The following is a 19,677-nucleotide window of genomic DNA, read 5'->3' on the forward strand; positions in this document are numbered from 1 at the left end:
GATTCATCGCGTCTCTGACAAAAACTAAATAGGAGCCTGATACAAATGGTTAAAGTTGTCACAATCAACATTTTATTTGAAATGGATTTATGGGAGAGGCGACGACAACTATTAGTAGAAGGATTGAAAGCAGTTGAGGCAGATTTAATTGGATTACAAGAAGTTAATTTACAAGCAAATACAGCAGCTTGGCTAGCAGAACAGCTAGAAATGCCTTATTTATATTTAGTATCTTATCAAGAGCGAGTTGCTAAAATTGGCATTGAGTACGGAATTGCCATTCTCAGCCGCTATCCTTTTATACAGCAAGCGCAACTTAATTTACAAAGTCAAGGTAGACTGGCGCAATATGTAGAGGTAAAAATAGGCGATCGCTCTATAATATTTTGCAACGGACATTATTATTGGCAACCTGGTTCTACACCAGAACGGATGAAGCAGATACAGCTATTAGTCAATTGGCTGGGTAAGCTACCACCAGAAATCCCCATTATCGCCGTCGGAGATTTTAACGCCACTCCCGACACCCCCGAAATTGCATTTATCTGCGAAAAATTTACCTCAGCTTACGCCAGTTATCATGGCGAAGAACCAGAATATACTTGTCCTACGCCTTTGGTGAAACCTAACCGCAGCTTGTGGCGTAAAGTTGCACTGAGGTTACTGAATTTGTATGTTAATCGCACCTGGAAACCTTGGCGCGGTACTCTGGATTACATATTTATTAGCAATAATTTGACTGTGCGCGACTGTCAATTGATTCTCACTGAACCTGCGCCGGAGAATTCTAATATTTATCCCTCAGATCATTTTGGCATTGTGGCTGATTTGGGTTAATGTTTCGTTTTCCATCCCCGTGAGGGGTAATGTGTTGAAACCCATCCACATAACACCAAAAACCCTAATATGCGTAGGTTGGGTTGAGGAACGAAACCCAACATTTTCCCGGATTTGTTGGGTTTCACTTCGTTCAACCCAACCTACAATTTATCTTTCACTGATTTAGGTTAATGTTTCATTTTCCATCCCCGTGAGGGGTGATGAATTGAAAACTTGGTTATAAAGCAGTCCAATCGGCTGCAAAAACTGGGTTTCCATCCCCGTGAGGGGTGATGAATTGAAAACATTGGTTCGTGTTCTTTTTGCTAGCAGCCTTAGTATGGTTTCCATCCCCGTGAGGGGTGATGAATTGAAAACTAATCGTATATGAACCATTTGGCGAATTTTTATTTGCTAAGTTTCCATCCCCGTGAGGGGTGATGAATTGAAAACTATTAATCCCAATTTCTGGAGTTATAGGCTTCACGCTTGTTTCCATCCCCGTGAGGGGTGATGAATTGAAAACCCTACCCTTCTAGAACCGTTGCTATAACTGGGGTTGAAGGTGCCATTTTAGCGGGGGGTCTAAATTTACTGTCAATAAGCATAATTTATTGACATTGGAACATCAATACAGACACCTCAAAGCTTTATGTAGTAAGCGATTCGCGGGGGTCAACGAAAGAATCAGGGTTTGAGCGATTGCTCTACACCCGCGAAAAATTTACGTGTGTTTAGTCAAAACAAATACTTTTGTTTTCACTGGGAAACGTTAGATTCAGTTTTCAAGGTTCTGTAAATTTATCAAAGAGTATAACAAATTACTTGGAAATTTTTACTCTATATATTGCGAATGTAACATATCTAAAACTGGGCTTGGATTGTTTACAAAATTTTTTCAGCTTCAGCTTTCTGGGGTAACAGATCCCCGACTTCTTCGAGAAGTCGGGGATTTGAACACCATCAACTTCTCACAACTAATGAGACGAACTACTAGATAGTCTTGGTAAAATGCGAACGATAAATTCTTGCATCACCGCTTACAGCTATTTTCAGGTAAATAGACCACACTGTAGGGGCACGGCACCAGTAAAATTATCGTATGTACCAAAATATTATCGACGCCGTGCCCCTACGACTACGACAGCTTACTCATTAGCAGAATTTAGTTCTCAAACTGGGGTTTGAGTTCTCAAACTGCAAATTTAGTTCTCAAACTGGAGTTTGAGTTCTCATTTCAGTGTATTCCGCACTCAAAAGTTGATATTTAGTTCTCAAACTGGGGTTTGAGTTCTCATTTCAGTATATTTAGCACTCAAAAGTTGATATTTAGTTCTCAAACTGGGGTTTGAGTTCTCATTTCAGTATATTTAGCAAGCAAAAGTTAATATTGCCTTCTCATAACGCAATTTGCTTACTCATTTAAGTATATTCAACACCTTTAATCTTTTGACCAGTCAACAGTCAACAGTCAACAGTCAACAGTCAACCCATTAATGGTAGAAATTGAAAAGGAGCATTAAACGGTAAAATAACTATGAATGCACAGGGGTCACAAGAATTACAGACAAATCCGCGTGATTGGTCATGGCCGTTTTGGCTGGCTGTACCACTATACCCCTATAGCAAACGGCGCACAATTCGCACTGAAGTAGTAAAAGATACTATTTGGACATTCGATCAACAGCAAGGCATTCTCTACACTATTGTGCCGATTCGGATGACTGTAGTTAAGCTAGAGGCTGGGGGTTTATTGGTTTACGCACCTGTCGCCCCAACTGCTGAATGTATCCGTTTAATTAATGATTTGGTGGAAAAGCATGGTGATATTAAATACATTATACTTCCCACAAGTTCGGGTTTAGAACATAAAGTATTTGTGGGGCCTTTTGCGAGACGCTTTCCCCAAGCACAGGTATTTGTAGCGCCTCATCAGTGGAGTTTTCCGCTAAATTTACCTTTAAGCTGGCTGGGTTTTCCCCAAAAACGTACTCAGGAAATTCCGGAAGACAACAGCCAAGTTCCCTTTGCAAATGAATTTGACTATGCGGTGTTAGATATCAATTTGGGAAGGGGTTCGTTTGGCGAAGTGGCAATTTTTCACAAGCGATCGCGCACTTTATTACTTACTGATACCATACTTTCTATATCTGAAGAACCGCCTGCGATCGCCCAATTAGATCCCTATCCTTTATTATTCCATGCCAGGGAAAGCGCCCAAGATGCGATCGCCGATAATCCCGTAAACCGCCGTAAAGGATGGCAGCGAATTTCCTTATTTGCGATATACTTTCGTCCTAGCGCTGTAGAAATCACTGGCTTGGGCGATATGTGGCGCGATATTTTGCAAGCGCCAAATCGGTCAAGAAAAGCTTATTTTGGATTATATCCCTTTAAATGGCGGGAAAATTGGCAACAAACATTTGCAGCCCTCAGCAGTAATGGGCGTCCCTTTGTCGCGCCAATTTTGCAAACTTTAATTCTTCCCCAAGCACCAAAAGCCGTACTAGACTGGGCTGATAAAGTTGCAAGTTGGGATTTTCAGCAAATTATTAGCTGTCATTTTGACTCGCTAATTAAAACCAATCCTCAACAATTCCGTCAAGCATTCGCCTTTTTAGAGAAGAATTCTTCTGTAAATCACACACTCCCAGCAGCAGATTTAAAATTTATGCAAGAACTTGAAGCCGATTTACTAAAACGTGGTATAGCTACACCGCCGAAAGCAAAAGTTTAAATTATGGTACCAATAATTTGGGAGCATCCGGGACTTACAAAAAATAAATTACCCATATTCCGTAGTGCGAGCATCTTGCTCGCTTTTGAACAACCGCGAGCAAGACTTCGGCGTGAGCGCTCAGTCGAACGCTGCTCGCACTACAAATTGATTGGGTATTTAAAAAATTGGATGTCCCTCCCAATTTTGACGCAATACCCTTCTAGGGTATTGCTATACCAACAAAGCCTGCCTTCTTTTGCTAAAAGTTTGATAGCCTGCGTTCGTCGAAGACGTTCCCGAAGGGTAGGCAGGCTTGGTATTTCTAGCCCCACCCTTATAGGGTGAGGGCGTTTTTGCACATTTGGGATGCTCCCAATAATTTAGCCTTGCGAAGGTGGGGGAATAATTTCTAAGCCATATTTGGGCGCAGTTGCTATGACTTTTTCAATATCTGTGGGACTAATACCAGGTGAGTTAATTATATCTACTGCTGGTACACCGATTTCCATGAAAAATTTTTCTGCACCAGCAGGTGTTACCCAACATAATAATTTTACAGGCTGGTCAGTTTTATTAATAAAACTATGCATTTGACCTTTGGGAGAATGGAGAAAAGTACCAGGAGTTGCTACTACTATTTCCTCACCGATTTGAAATTCCAATTCTCCCTCTTGAATATAAAAAGATTCGTTTTCGTGACTATGAATATGAGGCGGTGCACCGCCTTGTGGTTGCACAATAATTTCCATCAAAGCATAGGTTTTATCGGTTTCTTCCCCTATTGCTTTAAATGTGTACAAATCCCCCAGTACCCAATATGAATTACCTTGTCCTGGTTGCTGTAATATACCTTGTAAATTTGCTGTCATTTTTATTCCCTCCTATGCTACGTTTTCCGATATCATATTTAAATATCACTTAGGTCATTGGGGTAGCTTCTACCTTTCCAGTTTCCGGACATAGACTAACTTGCAACACAGTATCCATTGCATCTGTACCCATGCGAGTAGCTATTTCTGGACAAGGTTTATTAGCATGAAGATTAATTTGATGATTATTTTGTTGATCTAAGCTAACTTTTTCTCTACCATATTTCAAAACAGTTGACATCCAAATCAACTCATTCATAAATCTTTCCATACGGCGAATATAAGTTGGTTTATCAATTAAATTTCCTGACTCATCAAATAATTGCTGCACGTTAGCAAAATTCAAATCGTAAAAAATCGTCACTAATCCCAATTCCCGCATCACAGGTAAGAGATTTTGAATTACCCTAGTACCCCCAAAGGAACCGGCGGAAACACCGCACAATCCGACGGCTTTGTGGATATATTCTTTTAAACAGGTATCAAGTACATGCTTGAGCAAACCGGGATAACCGTGATTATATTCTGGCGCGACGATGATTAAGCCATCAGCACGTTCCATTGTGGCGGAAAATTGCGGATCTTTGACGGATTCGCCAGCATCGTCAGTTGCGATCGCCAAATTTTTGATATCTATCAGTTCAGTATACAGGCGATCGCGTGTCGAAATCTGCTCAACCAAAAATCTCGCTACATATTCGCTTTGACGCCCTTTACGTGGAGTACCCAGAATTACGGGAATAAATAAAGATGAATCTAGCATAATATTCCGCTCCCCAAATCTACAACTAATAATTAACTATTCAACTTTGCAGCGCCAAAAGTAGCATTATACTTGCGACATAAAATAGCCACAGATTTGTAATCAGCCAAATTAATATTATTAGGAATGGTATAACTTTGATTGCCGCTATATTTTTGTAAAGGCGCGAGAATCACATAATCACGCTTATTTAATGGATAAGATGGTGCTTGAGTTGAAGCAAGTACATTATCAGCACGATGCAAAATTACCACTAAATCAGGGCCGGAAGTAGAAGTTTTAAACGATTGCCCAAGCTCTAAAATAGATTTACCTGCTTTCGTTGTAATCCTCACGCCACCTTGGGTTTTGTGTTCCCCTGAAACAAAAGATCCTGACCGAATAGCCACATTTTGAGCAATTAAAGCTTGATTTACAGGTTTTTCTGCATTCACTGATGGTAGTACAGATGCATTTACAACAGCTTGATTTTTGGCTAACTGTTCCACACAGCCAACAGCAATTAAAGCCGCAGTAGTTAGTATCAGTAAATTTCCTAATTTCATGACTTAATATTCCTCAATGCATAACTTAGCAAGATGATTTCGCGCTGGAACTGCGCTGTTAACTAATTCTTGCTTGACTTATGCCAATGGAAATTATATCTATCTAAAAATTGACATCAATCAAACTGATATTTTCTCAATAAACTTCTCAGCAAATTCTCAGCAAAATTTAATTTTTCTGCGATTGTTAATTAATTTTAGATTTTTTTAAGGAGAAACTCGCAAGATTAATGTATACGAAAAAACCTATATCTAGTACAATCTTTTTATCAGACTAAGTGGTCAGTGGTCAGTGGTCAGTGGTCAGTGGCAAAGAAATATATATCGCCTACAAGGAGACGGGGTATTAAACTAATCCAAAAACAACTGACTACTGACTACTGACAAATGACTCGCGAAGCGCAATAAAACAGAAAATTTAGTATTCAATTTTTGAATTTTTTTACTAAATCATGTATCAGGCATTCATGAGTCAAGCCAAAGATGGTCAAATCTTATTCCCTAATCAAAAATGGCACCGGGAACGGCGGATAATAGAACTTCTCTCTTCATTAAATTACCGTACTGGCGAGCTTAATTCTTATTTACATAACATCGCCTGTGGAGTTAGCGAACTGATAGGAATAGATTGGACAGTTGTTACTTATTGCCAAGAAGGATTTGAAACTATATTAGCAAGTAGTATAGAAATTCCCGAAGATGCACCCCGGATTTACGCATTACATGGTCAGTTGACTAATACAGTCATAGAAATGAAGCGTACCTTAGCCGTTGAAGATGCAATTGCTAATCCAAAATATGGTAAACCAGCATCAGGTTACCGAGCATATTTAGGCATACCATTACAAACTTGTGCAGGTCAAGTATTTGGGACAATTTGCTCTTTTCAGCGTCATAAAAGGAAATTTACTGACGATGAAATTCAAATTGTCGAACTATTTGCTGAACGAGCAGCAACAGCTATTGACCACTATCATCTTTATCAGCAGCAATGCCAATTTAATCAAATATTAGCAGCCGAAATTGAAAAACGCACAGAAGAATTACGCACAACCCAAGCCAAGCTATTAGAACAAGAAAGATTAGCAGCAATTGGGGAATTTTCTTCGATAATTGTCCATGAAATTCGCAATCCCTTAACTACGATGATTATGGGATTAAAGTATTTTCAAAAAACTATTTTAACTGCCGCCGCACAAGAACGTTTAGAATTAGCACTCGGCGAAGCTAGTCGTTTAGAACGGCTATTGAGTGAAATTTTACTTTATGCCAAGCCGCAAGTGTTACAACTGAGGGAATTAGAGATTAATAAATTTATTGGCGAGTTGCTGGTAACAATGTGTGAAATACCGGAAGCAATAGACAGAAAAATTGAATTTCTGCCGACATTATCACCAGTGCAAATTTTAGGCGATCGCGATAAACTCAAGCAAGTTTTCATTAACATTATTCGCAATGCTTGTGAAGCAGTTAAACCCGGCGATATTGTGAAGTTAGAAATAGATAGTTCTTTAACTGATACAGTCACAATTAATGTTCATAATAGCGGTAACCCCATACCTCCAGAAATTCTTTGCAAGCTATCTCAACCCTTCTTTTCTACCAAACCTGAAGGTACTGGATTAGGGCTAGCTATTAGCAAACGCATTGTAAATGCTCATCATGGTAAGTTATGCATTCAGTCTCAGCTATTAACAGGGACTACTGTAACTGTTCAACTCCCTATTATTACAGTTAGTGGCGATTGATCCCCGACTTCTTTAACAAGTCGGGAATCTATAAAAATCCGAGTCAATTTTTTTAATGAACCGCCAAGACGCCAAGGACGCAGAGAGAAGAAGAAATAGCTAGTACAGGTCGGCGGAAATGAGCATACCATTGTAGTGCGAGCATCTTGCTCGCTGACAAACGCGAGCAAGATGCTCGCACTACTCTAGATTATCAAAATGAATTTATAAAATGGTATGGTTATTTACGCCATGCAGCACTAGTAGGTTGGGTTGAGGAACGAAACCCAACATTTTCGGCGATTTGTTGGGTTTCACTTCGTTCAACCCAACCTACATTTATCCTTAACTGAACTGTATTGATTTATAACCTACTTTTACTCGGAATTATAATCATTGCAAAATAAGGTACTTCCGCCGGATCGACTTCATCTAAGGGTACAATTCGTTGTTGTGCCATTGTCGCCCGTTCAATATACAGCGCCCGCGATGCTAACCCTAATTGATGCAAAATATCCCGCACTTTGGTAAAGTGACGCCCTATTTTCATAATTGCGGCTGCATCGGTGGTTAATAGCTGTGATATTAATTCTTCTGCGGGTAAAGGTGCAGGTAAAACTGTGAGAATATCATTGTAGTAGGTAAAAGGCACGCCCAAAGCTACCGGACAAGCCATTAAGGAAGAGACTCCAGGAACTACTTCGGTTTCGTATTGCTCAGATAAACGTGTAAATACATACATAAAGGAACCGTAAAAAAACGGGTCACCTTCACAAACTACAACCACATCCCGTCCCGCTTCGAGATGTGCTGCAATCGGTTCAACTTCCTGATCATAAATTGACTGGGCTTTTTCCGGTTCCAACGCGCGCGGGAGGTGATACAGTACTTCGATTTGATTCCCGGAAAGATAGGGGGCGATAATTTTTCTGGCGATACTTTCTTTATCTGTGGCTGATTGATAAGCGATGACAGGCGCAGCTTGTAATAGCCGTAGTGCTTTCAGAGTCAAGAGTTCTGGATCGCCTGGCCCTATACCAACTCCATACAGCCGACCTTTTTTAGACATATATTATTCTTCCTCTGTTGCTAAGGCGTTAACTGCGGCGGCGGCGATCGCACTTCCGCCACGCCGACCATGTAATGTTAAAAATGGTACATTGCGGCTATCTTCTGCCAGGGCGGCTTTTGACTCAGCTGCACCCACAAACCCCACAGGAAAACCCAAGATTAGCGCAGGTTTGGGACAACCTTCATCTAGCATTTCCAACAACCGAAATAAAGCTGTAGGCGCATTACCAATTGCTACCACTGAGCCTTCCAGATGCTTTCTCCATAACTCCAAAGCCGCCGCCGATCGCGTAGTACCCATCTTTTGCGCTAATTCTGGAACTTCTGCATCATACAGCGTACAGATAACTGGATTATTCACAGGTAATCGCTTTCTGGTGATGCCTTCCGCCACCATGCGACAATCACAAAGTATCGGCGCACCATTTGCCAAAGCTACCCGTCCAGCCTGCACTGCGCTGGGGGAGTATCCCACATCAGAGACAATATCCGTCATTCCACAGGCATGAATTAACCGCACCGTAACCTTTGCTACATCTGGCGGCAATATTTCTAGATTCGCTTCCGACCGAATGATCGCGAAAGAATTACGATAGATTTCCTTAGCATCTTGGATGTAATCAGGCATTTGTAGGGATTAAGGGCTAGGGGCTAGGGGCTAGGGAAGGAGGATCAATGAAAATTGTACAGACGCGATTCATCGCGTCTCCATTGTCTCCATCGACCATTGACTCATATCATACCGATGAGCAAATTCTTTAAAGGTCTCATTCAGGTTCAGGCGTTGGGTTTTATATACTAGCAGTATCTCCTCTATCAAAGCGGGCAATTTAGCAACAGTTACAAATTGATATTCCCGACCAAATTTTTGCTCTTTGTCGTCCACACCTACATATACTCGATAACCCTCGACTGTTTTATCGTTTTCTTCCATGCTGACACCAAGGAGAGTGATATCACTTTGATGATGTTGAGCGCAGGATTTATTACAGCCGCTAAAGTGAATATTTACAGGGCTATCTAAAGCAATATGATTTTTCAGATATGCTACTAATGTTAAAGCGTCTCCTTTGGTGTCAGTTGCAGAAGCGGCACATCCTTTCTTGCCAGAACAAGAAACTAATGCAGCGTTAATATTACTGACTGCACAATCTAATCCCAAAGCTTCAATTTTCTGTTGTACATCAGCGATCGCTATTTGGGGAATATCGGTTAATAGTAAATTTTGCCAAGGGGTGAGGCGGAGAGTTCCACTACCGTATTTTTCGGCTAACTCAGCTAATCCTAATATCTGCATTGTTTCTAATCGACCTAAAGGCAAAACAACGCCAAAATAAGATAAATTTGGCTGGCGTTGGGGATGAATGCCAATATGGTGATAATTTATTGCTGTTTTCTCAACGGATGTTTCAATTTTACGGTTAGATAGGGGAAAATCTAAACTTTGCTGGACTTGTTGCAGATAATTTTCCCAGCCGATATTGTTTAATAACTCTCGCAGACGCAGTTTGTATTTAGTACTAGGCTGAATATGAGCTAGGTAAACATCTGCTAAGGCGATTAAAACAGGTAAACATTGTTCTGGTGTAACAATAATTCCTGTATCTTGGGCTGGTTTACCTTTTGCGCCGATACTCAAACAAAGACGGAAGTAAACCTGATTCTCCATTAACACAGCCGCGAACACGATATCATTAATGCGATCGCTTACCGAAACTATTCCCCCACCATCAAAGCAAACGCTAAATTTAGCCGAAAGTCCTGATAGTTGGGTATTCGCTGTGATGTAATTATCCCAAGATGTTACCAAAGGACGAGTATCAATCAATTCCTGGGGATCGATACCAGCCGTGGGACTGGTCATAATATTGCGGATTTGATCTACAGTTGTGTTACTACAACCTAAACCTAAATTCTGTAAACGCTGTAACACTTCACCATCGATCCCCTGATGGATTTCCCGCACTTGTAAATTAGCGCGATTTGTCACATCAATATAACCACCGCCATATTGTTGAGCTATCTCTGCGATCGCGCGACATTGTTGACTAGTTAAAATGCCACCAGGTATTCTAATGCGAGATAATATACCATCTTGAGCAGGTGTGGCGTAAAATAAGCCAGGACATTTAGTAAACCCAGACGATAACAAGACTAGAACTCCTTCCCTGTGCAACGCAGGGATGTATATTACCACTGTTCTTTAACAGCTTGAAAGTTGGCATTCTGACTTACTCAATTTTGGATTTTTGGATATTGAATTTTGGATAATTCGCTGACTCCTGATTTGTCTGAGTCACGGGTTGCTAACATAATCCCGACCATCAAAATTGCTATCTAAAATCTAAAACTGCTTTACAGCTGCGGCACAGTCCCGGAATTTCACCGGTGTTTCCCAACCCCAAGCTTTAGTAATTTAGCATGAGTCGGGAGTGAGAATTATCCATAGTTTATATTTTTCATTAACTGGTTAAGATTTCTTTAACCAAGCTATACATAACGAAATCCAGTCTGGATATACCTTGCAGCTATGCAACTGTTCAACCTAAAATTAGATTCCTGATATGAAGAAGGCATAACTTAATTACAATCATTTAATGATAGATAAATGGCTGGCGATTGTTGGTATTGGTGAAGATGGGTTAGGGGGGTTAAGCGCGATCGCTCGTTCTTTAGTAGATCGTGCAGAAATTATTGTTGGAGGCGATCGCCATTTAGCTATGCTTCCTAGTGACGATCAACGCCCAAAAATTACCTGGGCTTCCCCCATTAGCGCCTCAATTGCAGAAATTATCCAAAATCGTGGTAAAGCTGTATGTGTTCTAGCCAGTGGCGATCCCATGTGTTACGGCATTGGTGTCACTTTAACCAGACAAATTCCCCTATCTGAAATTACAATTATTCCTGCACCTTCAGCGTTTAGTCTCGCTTGTGCCAGACTAGGATGGTCTTTAACGGAAGTAGAAACTTTAAGCTTGTGCGGTCGTCCAGCTGCGCTAATTCAAGCTTATATTTATCCTGGGGCGCGGCTAATAATTTTAAGCGCTAACCAAGACACCCCCGCAACTGTGGCACAAATTTTGACACAGCGAGGCTATGGTAACAGTAAAATTACGGTCTTGGAACGGATGGGTGGAACCCAGGAACGGATGAGAGAAAGTACAGCTGCGACTTGGAGTGAAACAGATATCGCTGCTTTAAATGCGATCGCAGTTGATTGTATTGCCGATTCTGGAGTAGTTTCTTTACCCAGAGTGCCAGGATTACCAGATAACGCCTATCACCACGATGGACAATTAACTAAACATGAAGTCAGGGCGATTACCCTAGCCACTTTAGCACCCACACCAGGACAATTACTCTGGGATGTAGGCGCGGGTTGTGGTTCAATTTCTATAGAATGGATGCGCACCGATCCGCGCTGTCGAGCGATCGCTATTGAACAAAACTCTACTAGATTGCGCTACATTGCTGATAATGCAGCTGCTTTAGGCGTACCCAATCTACAAATTATTGCGGAAAAAGCACCACATCCCCTCAAAGATTTACCCCAACCTGATGCGATTTTTATCGGTGGTGGTGTCACAGCCGAAGGCTTATTTAATATTTGTTGGTCAGCACTTAAACCAGGTGGTAAATTAGTTGCCAATGTCGTCACCATTGAAGGCGAACAAACATTATTTAAATGGTATGAACAAGTCGGGGGAAATTTCACCCGCATTGCAATTCAACGTGCCGAACCTATTGGTAAATTTTTAGGTTGGCGGGCGATGGCTCCGGTAACACAATGGGTGGCGCAAAAGTTATAATTTTCTAATTTTAAACCACATCTATTTTGAGAACCATAGTTTTAAAAGTAGTTTTCACCTATTTGAACAACATCTATCGTAGGGGCACGGCACCGATAATCTTTTGGTACATACAATAATTTTACTGATGCCGTGCCCCTACAGCGTGGTCTATTTACAGGAAGATGCTGTAAAAGTAGTGGGAGCATCTTGCTCCCTGGTGGTAGTAGCGGGCAAGACTTCGGCGTGAGCGCTCAGTCGAACGCTGCCCGCACTACTCCTGGTTTCAAAATGGACGAGGTTTGTAACACCAATTCAATATCAAAATGTAGATAATTTAGCCTGCGCAGGCAGGCTTTGTATTTATAGCCCCAGGCTTCTAGCCTGAGGGCGTTAATGTGCTTCAAGCTACACAGAATAATCTATTAATCAATTACATAATATGTTCTAACAATCTAGTCACAAACTCTGTATACTCTGGCGAATTTAATCCAGCTTTTAACGCAGTCATTACATGAGACATATTACCTGCTATTAATGCGGAAATTGCTAGCCATAAACCAGGCATCACTTGACTACATAGAATTCCATCTTCATTTGGTTTCAATGGTACATATTCACCTTGAATTAACTGAAACCAATTGAGCTTATTTTCTAAATAATACCAAACAATATATTCTTGAATACCATTGCGTCGGTAAACCTTTTCTTTATCAGATAAATTATAATCTTCACTATTAGCGGCAATTTCTACAACTAATTCTGGAGCGCCTTCTATATAATTATCTTGTGTTAATTGAGAATTACCGCCTAAATTGTTATCGATGAACAAAACCGCATCTGGTTGAGGTTCATTATCTTGATCTAGTCTTACCTTTGGTTCCGTTCCTAACTTAATACCTGGGGTAGCAATGCGGTAATTCCATAACCAGTCTACTAAATTACTCTGTGGTTCTGCATGGCTGAGAAAACTGAGAGGAGATTCTAAGTATACGACTCCTTCAATTAATTCAGCTTTCTTATGTTTAGGCATAATTTGATAGCGACGCTCAAATTCATAGCGCGATAATTTCTCTCCGCTTGCCAAAGGTGTAATTAGAGGTGAACTTTCAGGAATATTTAATTGCCAATCTTGTTCTTTCACCATATAACATCACTCAAAGTATTGTGGATTTTTTATGCTGTAATTAATCAATAAGCTAATAAATATAAATAACAATTACTATTTTCTATACTTTTTTAAATAATGTCCAATGCCCCATGCCCTAATTACAAATTATTCAGCAACCAAGTGATAGCATCTTCAATATTATTAACTTGCTCTCCTGGCGGTACTGGAGGACGGTTTACCATCACGACTGTTACCCCTAGTTCTCGCGCGGCGATAATTTTGGCATAAGTCGCATCACCACCGCTATTTTTGCTGACAATAGTATCGATTTGGTGCTGAATCAAGATTTCTCGTTCATTTTCTAAGGCAAAGGGGCCGCGATCGCACAATATTAAACCAGGCGGTACCAAGCTATCAGAGCTAGGCGGATCTATCACCCGCATTAAAAACCAAATATGATCTAGGTGGGCAAAAGCGCTAATTTCTTGCCTACCAACGGTTAAAAACACCCGTTTTGCTTTATTTTCCAAAGCTGCGGCGGCATCTGTAATCTTATCAACTTCAATCCAGCGATCGCCTTTTTGCTGTTCCCAAGCCGGACGATTAAACAACAATCGGGGAATACCAACTTCTGCCGTAGCCGCAGCCGCATTCCAAGACATTTGATTAGCAAAAGGATGGGTAGCATCAATGACAAAATCAATCTTCATCTCTTGTATATAGCTAACCAACCCCGCCACCCCACCAAATCCGCCAATACGCACATTACCAGCCGGGATTGAGGGTTGACGAGTACGACCGGCTAAAGATGCGATCGCCTCAATTCCTGGAATCCCATTGACTCTCGCAGCTAATTCTGCTGCATCACCCGTTCCCCCCAAAATCAAAACATGTTTCACGATAAATAGTCATTTGTCATTTGTCAGAGACGCGATGAATCGCGTCTGTACAATTATCTCCCTTGTCCTCCTTGTCCTCCTTCCCTAACCCCTAGCCCCTAGCCCCTAAAATCGGCGGAATCTTGGCTAAAATCCCCTTTTTCAGCGCTTCTGGTCTTTCCGACCAAGGCAGTATTCCATCATTTTTACTGTAGTATTTATTAGCACATTCTAATACCGCAGAAGCACTTTCATCAACTGTTAAATCGCCAAACAGATACGTAATTTTACCTTGGGCAGCAAAAGCAACTACGCAAGAACGGTTACAAGCACTCATGCATTCTACTGGCTGAATCGCGAATTTTTCTCGTAATTCCCATTCTTGTGCTAATAATTGCAGTTTTTTCAGGAATTTTTCGCCCCCACTTTCACCTATACGTTTGCCATCTTGCCAAATGCTGGCACAGGTTTTGCAAACAAATAGAGTATGAGACGATACATCAGAGTTACTATTTAGAGCATTATCGGCAGCAGTCATCCGTACCTCGTGGTGTATACAAAAAATAATTAAAAATCCGTAGAAATGGCGGGGAACTGGAACAACAACACACGGAAAATAATCTAGGAAAACTGACTAATGATAGATGTCCTTACGTCAGAAATAAAATTTAGTAATTTTCCGCAATTTTCACCAGGACGAAGTTATCTATCATTGTTTAATCTTTAACTAGACAGCGACCAAGCTCCTATAGTATTTGTTCCTATGGCTCCCAAACATCAAAAAATTAAATTCCCTCTGTGGCATTATCTCAATCAGCCTTTATTTAGCCGTGAAAGTAGATTAATCTGGAATCCTCGGACTTTCGCTTCAATCTGGCGAATTCAGCTTTTAGAACGGTGTTGGACAAAAGAATGTGATGCTAAGGGGCCGCAACAGCATTAAATCATTATTAATGAATTGTGTAAACTAAGCCTCGTCTAGAGTACGAGGCTTTTTACCATCCAGTAAAGCGCTGACTGTCATGTCTCCCATGACATTAATCGCCGTCCGACAGCGATCTAAAAACCAATCGACTGTGACTAATAAGGCAATATATTGGGTAGGCAAGCCAACCGAAGTAAAAACTAAGGTCATTGTCACTAGTCCAGCATTAGGAATTCCGGCTGCGCCAACCGAGGCAAAAATAGAGGTAAGCACAACTATTAATTGCTGTCCTAAATCTAAATGTTGTCCGATAATTTGAGAAATATATAATGCAGACATTGCCTCATACAGGGCTGTACCATCATTATTAAAATTGGCTCCAACTAACGCCCCTAAAGAAGCTGAGGATTCTCTTAAACCGATTTTTGTTTGCAATACCTCAAAAGTAATTGGCATTGTCACTGTTGAGGAAGATGTGGAAAAAGCAGTCATAAAAGCATCGGAACCACCCATCAAAAATTTGATGGGATTCACCCAAGAACCGAATTGTACCCTAGTGAGATAGTAACAAGCTTGTAAAGCTAGGGCGACGAGGACGGCGATAATAAAGGCTGCTAGGGATTGGAAAGGCGCAAAACCTTTTTCCGCAACGGTTTTCGCTACAATACCAAACACTGCTAAGGGAACTAAGGCAATTACCCAGTTGAGAATGCGGATTACTGCTTCAAATAAAATAGCGATGACATCTTCTATAGGTTGGTAAGCATTTTTCCCTTGGGCAATTTGTTCTGATTTTAAGGCTCGGAGGACAATGCCAAAGGAAAGGGCAATAACTATTAGTTGAATAACGTTATTATCGACTAGTGGCTTGAGGATGGCATCAGGTACAGCATCTTTGAATAAACCCCAAGGATCGAGACTGTGACTGGCTACTGCTTCTGCGCCTGTTGGGGCGGCTAAAGTTCCCCACCTACCAGGGTGTAAAACGTTGGCTACTATTAACCCAATGATAATGGCAATGGTGGTATTGGTTAACAGAAGAACTGCTAACCTTCTCCCAGCCGTGCCGGGAATAGTGGTAGTCATGAAGGTGTGCAGTACTGCGACCAAAATTAAAGGTGTAGCTAGGGCGCGTAGGGCTTTAAGTACTAATTCGGCGGGAATTGCTAGGTTAGCGATGAATGTAGCGTTTTCCGGGCTGGGATTACCTCCACCAAGGGCGATTCCTAAGCTGACAGCAAGTAATAAGGCGATCGCAATTTGTAATGTCAGAGGGATACGCAGCCACCAAGGACGGGTTTTCGTTTCCAGCGAAGTTATGGTATCTGGTTCACTCATGTCTCAATAGGGGCTAAATCAACGGCTGTATTTATTTAAACATCTGTTGCGGAAGTGAAAATTACGCAAACGGGTTAATGTAAGATCCCGTTGCTTTCTTTGCAAAATCCTGCTCAAAGGGGTAAGTCACGGTCAAGCCTCAAGAGCTATCGTTGGTATGTGGTTGGAGATTAATATGTCCTTTGTCCCTTTGCATATTCACAGTGACTACAGCTTGCTTGATGGGGCGAGTCAGTTACCAGAGTTGGTAGATCGCGCGATCGCCTTGGGGATGAAAGCGATCGCCCTCACCGATCACGGCGTCATGTACGGTGCAGTAGAACTGATCAAAACTTGTCGCAGTAAGAACATTAAGCCAATTCTTGGCAACGAAATGTACATCATTAATGGTGATATTGAAAAGCAAGAACGCCGCCCCCGTTATCATCAAATTGTCTTAGCTAAAAATACCAAAGGCTACAAAAATTTAGTCAAATTAACTACTATTTCCCATCTCAAAGGTGTACAAGGAAAAGGCATTTTTTCTCGTCCTTGCATCAATAAAGAATTATTAAAAGAATATCATGAAGGTTTGATAGTTACTAGTGCATGTTTGGGCGGAGAAATTCCCCAAGCAATTCTCAGTGGTAGACCAGATGCAGCCCGTAAAGTTGCTCAATGGTATAAAGATGTTTTTGGTGATGACTATTATTTAGAAATTCAAGACCACGGTTCTCAAGAAGATAGAATCGTCAATGTTGAGATTATTAAAATTGCTAAAGAATTAGGTATTAAATTTGTTGCAACTAATGATTCTCATTACATTTCTTGCTTTGATGTAGAAGCACACGATGCTTTACTTTGTATTCAAACAGGCAAGCTAATTAGTGAAGATAATCGAATGCGTTATAGCGGCACAGAATATCTCAAATCTGCCGAAGAAATGAAGCTGCTATTTCGCGATCATTTACCCGATGATGTCATTGCTGAAGCTGTAGCCACTACCGAAGAAGTAGCCGATAAAGTCGAGCCTTACCAAATTATGGGTGAGCCGCGAATCCCCAATTATCCCATACCTTCAGGACATACAGCCGATACTTATGTAGAAGAAGTAGCTTGGCAAGGATTATTAGAAAGATTAAATCGTAAATCTCGTAATGAAGTAGACCGAATATATAAAGAAAGACTGGAATATGAATTAAAAATGCTCCAGCAAATGGGATTTTCTACCTACTTTTTAGTAGTTTGGGATTACATTAAATTTGCCAGAGATAACAATATTCCTGTTGGCCCGGGCCGTGGATCTGCGGCGGGTTCTTTAGTAGCTTATGCCATGCGGATTACTAACATTGACCCCGTACATCATGGGCTACTATTTGAGCGTTTTTTGAACCCAGAACGGAAATCCATGCCTGATATTGATACGGATTTCTGCATTGAAAAACGCGATCAAGTTATAGATTATGTCACAGAAAAGTATGGCGCTGACCGTGTAGCGCAAATTATTACTTTTAACCGTTTGACTTCCAAATCAGTGTTAAAAGATGTCGCTAGAGTATTAAATATACCCTATGGCGAATCAGATAAAATGGCAAAAATGATTCCGGTGGTGCGGGGTAAACCAACTAAGTTAAAAGTGATGATTTCTGATGAAACCCCAGAACCAGAATTTAAAGCCAGATATGATAATGAACCCCATGTGCGCCATTGGGTTGATATGGCGATGCGCATTGAAGGAACTAACAAAACCTTTGGCGTTCACGCAGCAGGTGTAGTCATTTCTGCCGATCCTTTAGATGAAATTGTCCCATTACAAAGAAATAACGATGGTTCCGTGATTACCCAATATTTCATGGAAGATTTGGAATCAATGGGATTGTTAAAAATGGACTTTTTGGGGTTACGGAACTTAACTTTGATTCAAAAAACTTTAGATTTAATTGAACAAAATAAAGGTTATCCCATCGATCCTGATGAAATTACAGCCCAAGAAAGAAAAGCGCAAAAGATATTAGCTAAAGGCGAGCATACCACCTTACCTAAAGATGTGAAAAAGGCTTATGATTTATTAGAAGCTGGGGAATTAGAAGGGGTATTTCAGTTAGAATCTTCAGGAATGAAGCAGATAGTTAGAGATTTAAAACCTTCTAATATTGAAGATATTTCCTCAATTTTAGCACTTTATCGCCCAGGCCCCTTAGATGCAGGCTTGATTCCTAAGTTTATTAACCGCAAACATGGACGGGAAGAAATCGACTATGAAACGGAGATTTTAGAGCCAATATTAAATGAAACCTATGGAATCATGGTGTATCAAGAGCAAATTATGAAAATTGCTCAAGATATGGCTGGTTATTCCCTGGGACAAGCTGACTTATTGCGTCGCGCGATGGGTAAAAAGAAAGTTTCCGAGATGCAAAAGCAGCAAGAAAAGTTTATTGATGGTGCGACTAAAAACGGCGTGAAAAAGCAAGTAGCTGAAAAGCTATTTGACGATATGTTGAAGTTTGCCGAATATTGTTTAACCTATGATACGCCAGTTTTAACAGTAGAATATGGCTTAATTCCCATTGGGGAAATTGTCGAGAAACAATTGGCATGTAGCGTATATAGTGTTAATAAAAATGGCAATGTTTATACTCAACCTGTAGCACAGTGGCATAATCGCGGTCAACAAGAAGTATTTGAATATTGTTTAGAAGATGGTTCAATAATTCGGGCGACAAAAGACCACAAATTTATGACTACTGATGGGGAAATGTTAGCGATTGATGAAATTTTTGAGCGGGGGTTAGATTTGTTACAGGTTCCGCGATTACCAGCGTAAGAACTCATACCAATAATTAATATTGAATTCTCAAAGCACAAAAATTCAACCTAAGTTTCTGATTTTCAGTTCCTGCTATAAAGTCTCAGCCATAGCTGTGAAATCCTTCCATTGGTATTATTTTCCCGTTTCGACACCGTGGCCTCAATTTATTCCAATTTGCACAGTTTACTTGTTTGCGCTGGATTTTTGTGAAAGAATTAATAAATCAACTCAAGTGAACTACTCAGGGTTTCGCTTCGCTACACCCTGAGCTTCTGTACTCACAGGCGAGTGCCGCAGGTGAGACTTTCGCCCCATCTTTGGTCTTATCTCCCC

General features: G+C 40.8%; 17 protein-coding genes and 1 CRISPR repeat array. Of the genes, 7 read left to right on the plus strand and 10 right to left on the minus strand.

The genetic code is table 11. From position 1 onward, the window contains the following. Nucleotides 1-45 precede the first annotated feature (45 nt). Nucleotides 46-837: an endonuclease/exonuclease/phosphatase family protein gene (locus AACW45_RS32390; RefSeq protein WP_190637164.1), complete on the plus strand. Its 792-nt coding sequence runs from the start codon at nt 46-48 to the stop codon at nt 835-837. Between the two features lie 182 nt (nt 838-1,019). Next, nucleotides 1,020-1,345: a CRISPR direct-repeat array (repeat unit 34 nt; unit sequence TTTCCATCCCCGTGAGGGGTGATGAATTGAAAAC). Nucleotides 1,346-2,356: 1,011 nt separating this feature from the next. Further along, a complete protein-coding gene (locus AACW45_RS32395; protein ID WP_190637166.1) occupies nt 2,357-3,556 on the plus strand; it encodes a DUF4336 domain-containing protein in 1,200 nt (399 codons plus the stop codon). A gap of 362 nt (nt 3,557-3,918) precedes the next feature. Here the strand turns inward: AACW45_RS32395 and AACW45_RS32400 are convergent, their stop codons facing one another. From AACW45_RS32400 to AACW45_RS32410, 3 genes are read right to left on the minus strand one after another with little or no spacing between them, the layout of a single operon-like run. Then, nucleotides 3,919-4,407 (minus strand): cupin domain-containing protein, encoded by a 489-nt coding sequence (locus AACW45_RS32400; RefSeq protein WP_190637169.1) that lies wholly within the window; start codon nt 4,405-4,407, stop codon nt 3,919-3,921. A 49-nt stretch (nt 4,408-4,456) separates the two neighbouring features. Then, nucleotides 4,457-5,170 carry an NADPH-dependent FMN reductase gene (locus tag AACW45_RS32405; RefSeq protein WP_190637171.1) on the minus strand — a complete coding sequence of 238 codons (714 nt, stop codon included), beginning with the start codon at nt 5,168-5,170 and terminating at the stop codon, nt 4,457-4,459. Nucleotides 5,171-5,202: 32 nt separating this feature from the next. Further along, nucleotides 5,203-5,715 (minus strand): DM13 domain-containing protein, encoded by a 513-nt coding sequence (locus AACW45_RS32410; RefSeq protein ID WP_190637173.1) that lies wholly within the window; start codon nt 5,713-5,715, stop codon nt 5,203-5,205. A 467-nt stretch (nt 5,716-6,182) separates the two neighbouring features. On the opposite strand from AACW45_RS32410, the gene AACW45_RS32415 reads away from it, so the two are divergent. Together AACW45_RS32415 and AACW45_RS32420 are read left to right on the plus strand one after the other, a co-directional pair. Beyond that, the gene (locus AACW45_RS32415) at nt 6,183-7,463 is read left to right on the plus strand and encodes a GAF domain-containing sensor histidine kinase (protein ID WP_190637194.1); all 1,281 of its coding nucleotides are present in this window, start codon (nt 6,183-6,185) and stop codon (nt 7,461-7,463) included. 146 nt (nt 7,464-7,609) lie between these two features. Continuing rightward, the gene (locus tag AACW45_RS32420) at nt 7,610-7,795 is read left to right on the plus strand and encodes a hypothetical protein (protein WP_190637196.1); all 186 of its coding nucleotides are present in this window, start codon (nt 7,610-7,612) and stop codon (nt 7,793-7,795) included. An 11-nt stretch (nt 7,796-7,806) separates the two neighbouring features. On the opposite strand, the gene AACW45_RS32425 is transcribed toward AACW45_RS32420, so the two are convergent. From AACW45_RS32425 to cobG, 3 genes are all read right to left on the minus strand, one after another. Beyond that, nucleotides 7,807-8,511: a precorrin-2 C(20)-methyltransferase gene (locus AACW45_RS32425; RefSeq protein ID WP_190637175.1), complete on the minus strand. Its 705-nt coding sequence runs from the start codon at nt 8,509-8,511 to the stop codon at nt 7,807-7,809. A 3-nt stretch (nt 8,512-8,514) separates the two neighbouring features. Then, nucleotides 8,515-9,141, minus strand: a complete 627-nt coding sequence (locus AACW45_RS32430; protein ID WP_242045806.1) for a precorrin-8X methylmutase — start codon at nt 9,139-9,141, stop codon at nt 8,515-8,517. Nucleotides 9,142-9,210: 69 nt separating this feature from the next. Further along, on the minus strand, nt 9,211-10,665 hold the full coding sequence (gene cobG, locus AACW45_RS32435) for a precorrin-3B synthase (protein ID WP_277880455.1): 1,455 nt from the start codon (nt 10,663-10,665) through the stop codon (nt 9,211-9,213). A 445-nt stretch (nt 10,666-11,110) separates the two neighbouring features. On the opposite strand from cobG, the gene cbiE reads away from it, so the two are divergent. After that, a complete protein-coding gene (cbiE, locus tag AACW45_RS32440) occupies nt 11,111-12,322 on the plus strand; it encodes a precorrin-6y C5,15-methyltransferase (decarboxylating) subunit CbiE (protein WP_190637177.1) in 1,212 nt (403 codons plus the stop codon). 412 nt (nt 12,323-12,734) lie between these two features. On the opposite strand, the gene AACW45_RS32445 is transcribed toward cbiE, so the two are convergent. The 3 genes from AACW45_RS32445 to AACW45_RS32455 all read right to left on the minus strand — a co-directional run bounded on the left by AACW45_RS32445 (nt 12,735) and on the right by AACW45_RS32455 (nt 14,828). Further along, nucleotides 12,735-13,448 carry a Uma2 family endonuclease gene (locus AACW45_RS32445; RefSeq protein WP_190637179.1) on the minus strand — a complete coding sequence of 238 codons (714 nt, stop codon included), beginning with the start codon at nt 13,446-13,448 and terminating at the stop codon, nt 12,735-12,737. 122 nt (nt 13,449-13,570) lie between these two features. After that, complete coding sequence (locus AACW45_RS32450) at nt 13,571-14,311, minus strand: cobalt-precorrin-6A reductase (protein ID WP_190637181.1); 741 nt, start codon at nt 14,309-14,311, stop codon at nt 13,571-13,573. Nucleotides 14,312-14,402: 91 nt separating this feature from the next. Then, complete coding sequence (locus AACW45_RS32455; RefSeq protein ID WP_190637183.1) at nt 14,403-14,828, minus strand: DUF1636 domain-containing protein; 426 nt, start codon at nt 14,826-14,828, stop codon at nt 14,403-14,405. Between the two features lie 225 nt (nt 14,829-15,053). Between AACW45_RS32455 and AACW45_RS32460 the strand changes: the two genes are divergently transcribed. Further along, the gene (locus AACW45_RS32460; RefSeq protein ID WP_190539347.1) at nt 15,054-15,233 is read left to right on the plus strand and encodes a hypothetical protein; all 180 of its coding nucleotides are present in this window, start codon (nt 15,054-15,056) and stop codon (nt 15,231-15,233) included. 24 nt (nt 15,234-15,257) lie between these two features. Here AACW45_RS32460 and AACW45_RS32465 read toward each other — a convergent pair whose 3' ends face one another. After that, the gene (locus AACW45_RS32465; protein WP_190637186.1) at nt 15,258-16,553 is read right to left on the minus strand and encodes a dicarboxylate/amino acid:cation symporter; all 1,296 of its coding nucleotides are present in this window, start codon (nt 16,551-16,553) and stop codon (nt 15,258-15,260) included. Nucleotides 16,554-16,728: 175 nt separating this feature from the next. On the opposite strand from AACW45_RS32465, the gene AACW45_RS32470 reads away from it, so the two are divergent. Then, entirely contained in the window at nt 16,729-19,359 is a 2,631-nt protein-coding gene (locus tag AACW45_RS32470) for a DNA polymerase III subunit alpha (RefSeq protein ID WP_190637188.1), read from the plus strand. Nucleotides 19,360-19,677: the final 318 nt, after the last annotated feature.

Origin of the sequence: Calothrix sp. FACHB-168, from assembly GCF_963889195.1 — a bacterium.
Lineage (GTDB): Bacteria > Cyanobacteriota > Cyanobacteriia > Cyanobacteriales > Nostocaceae > Aulosira > Aulosira anomala_A.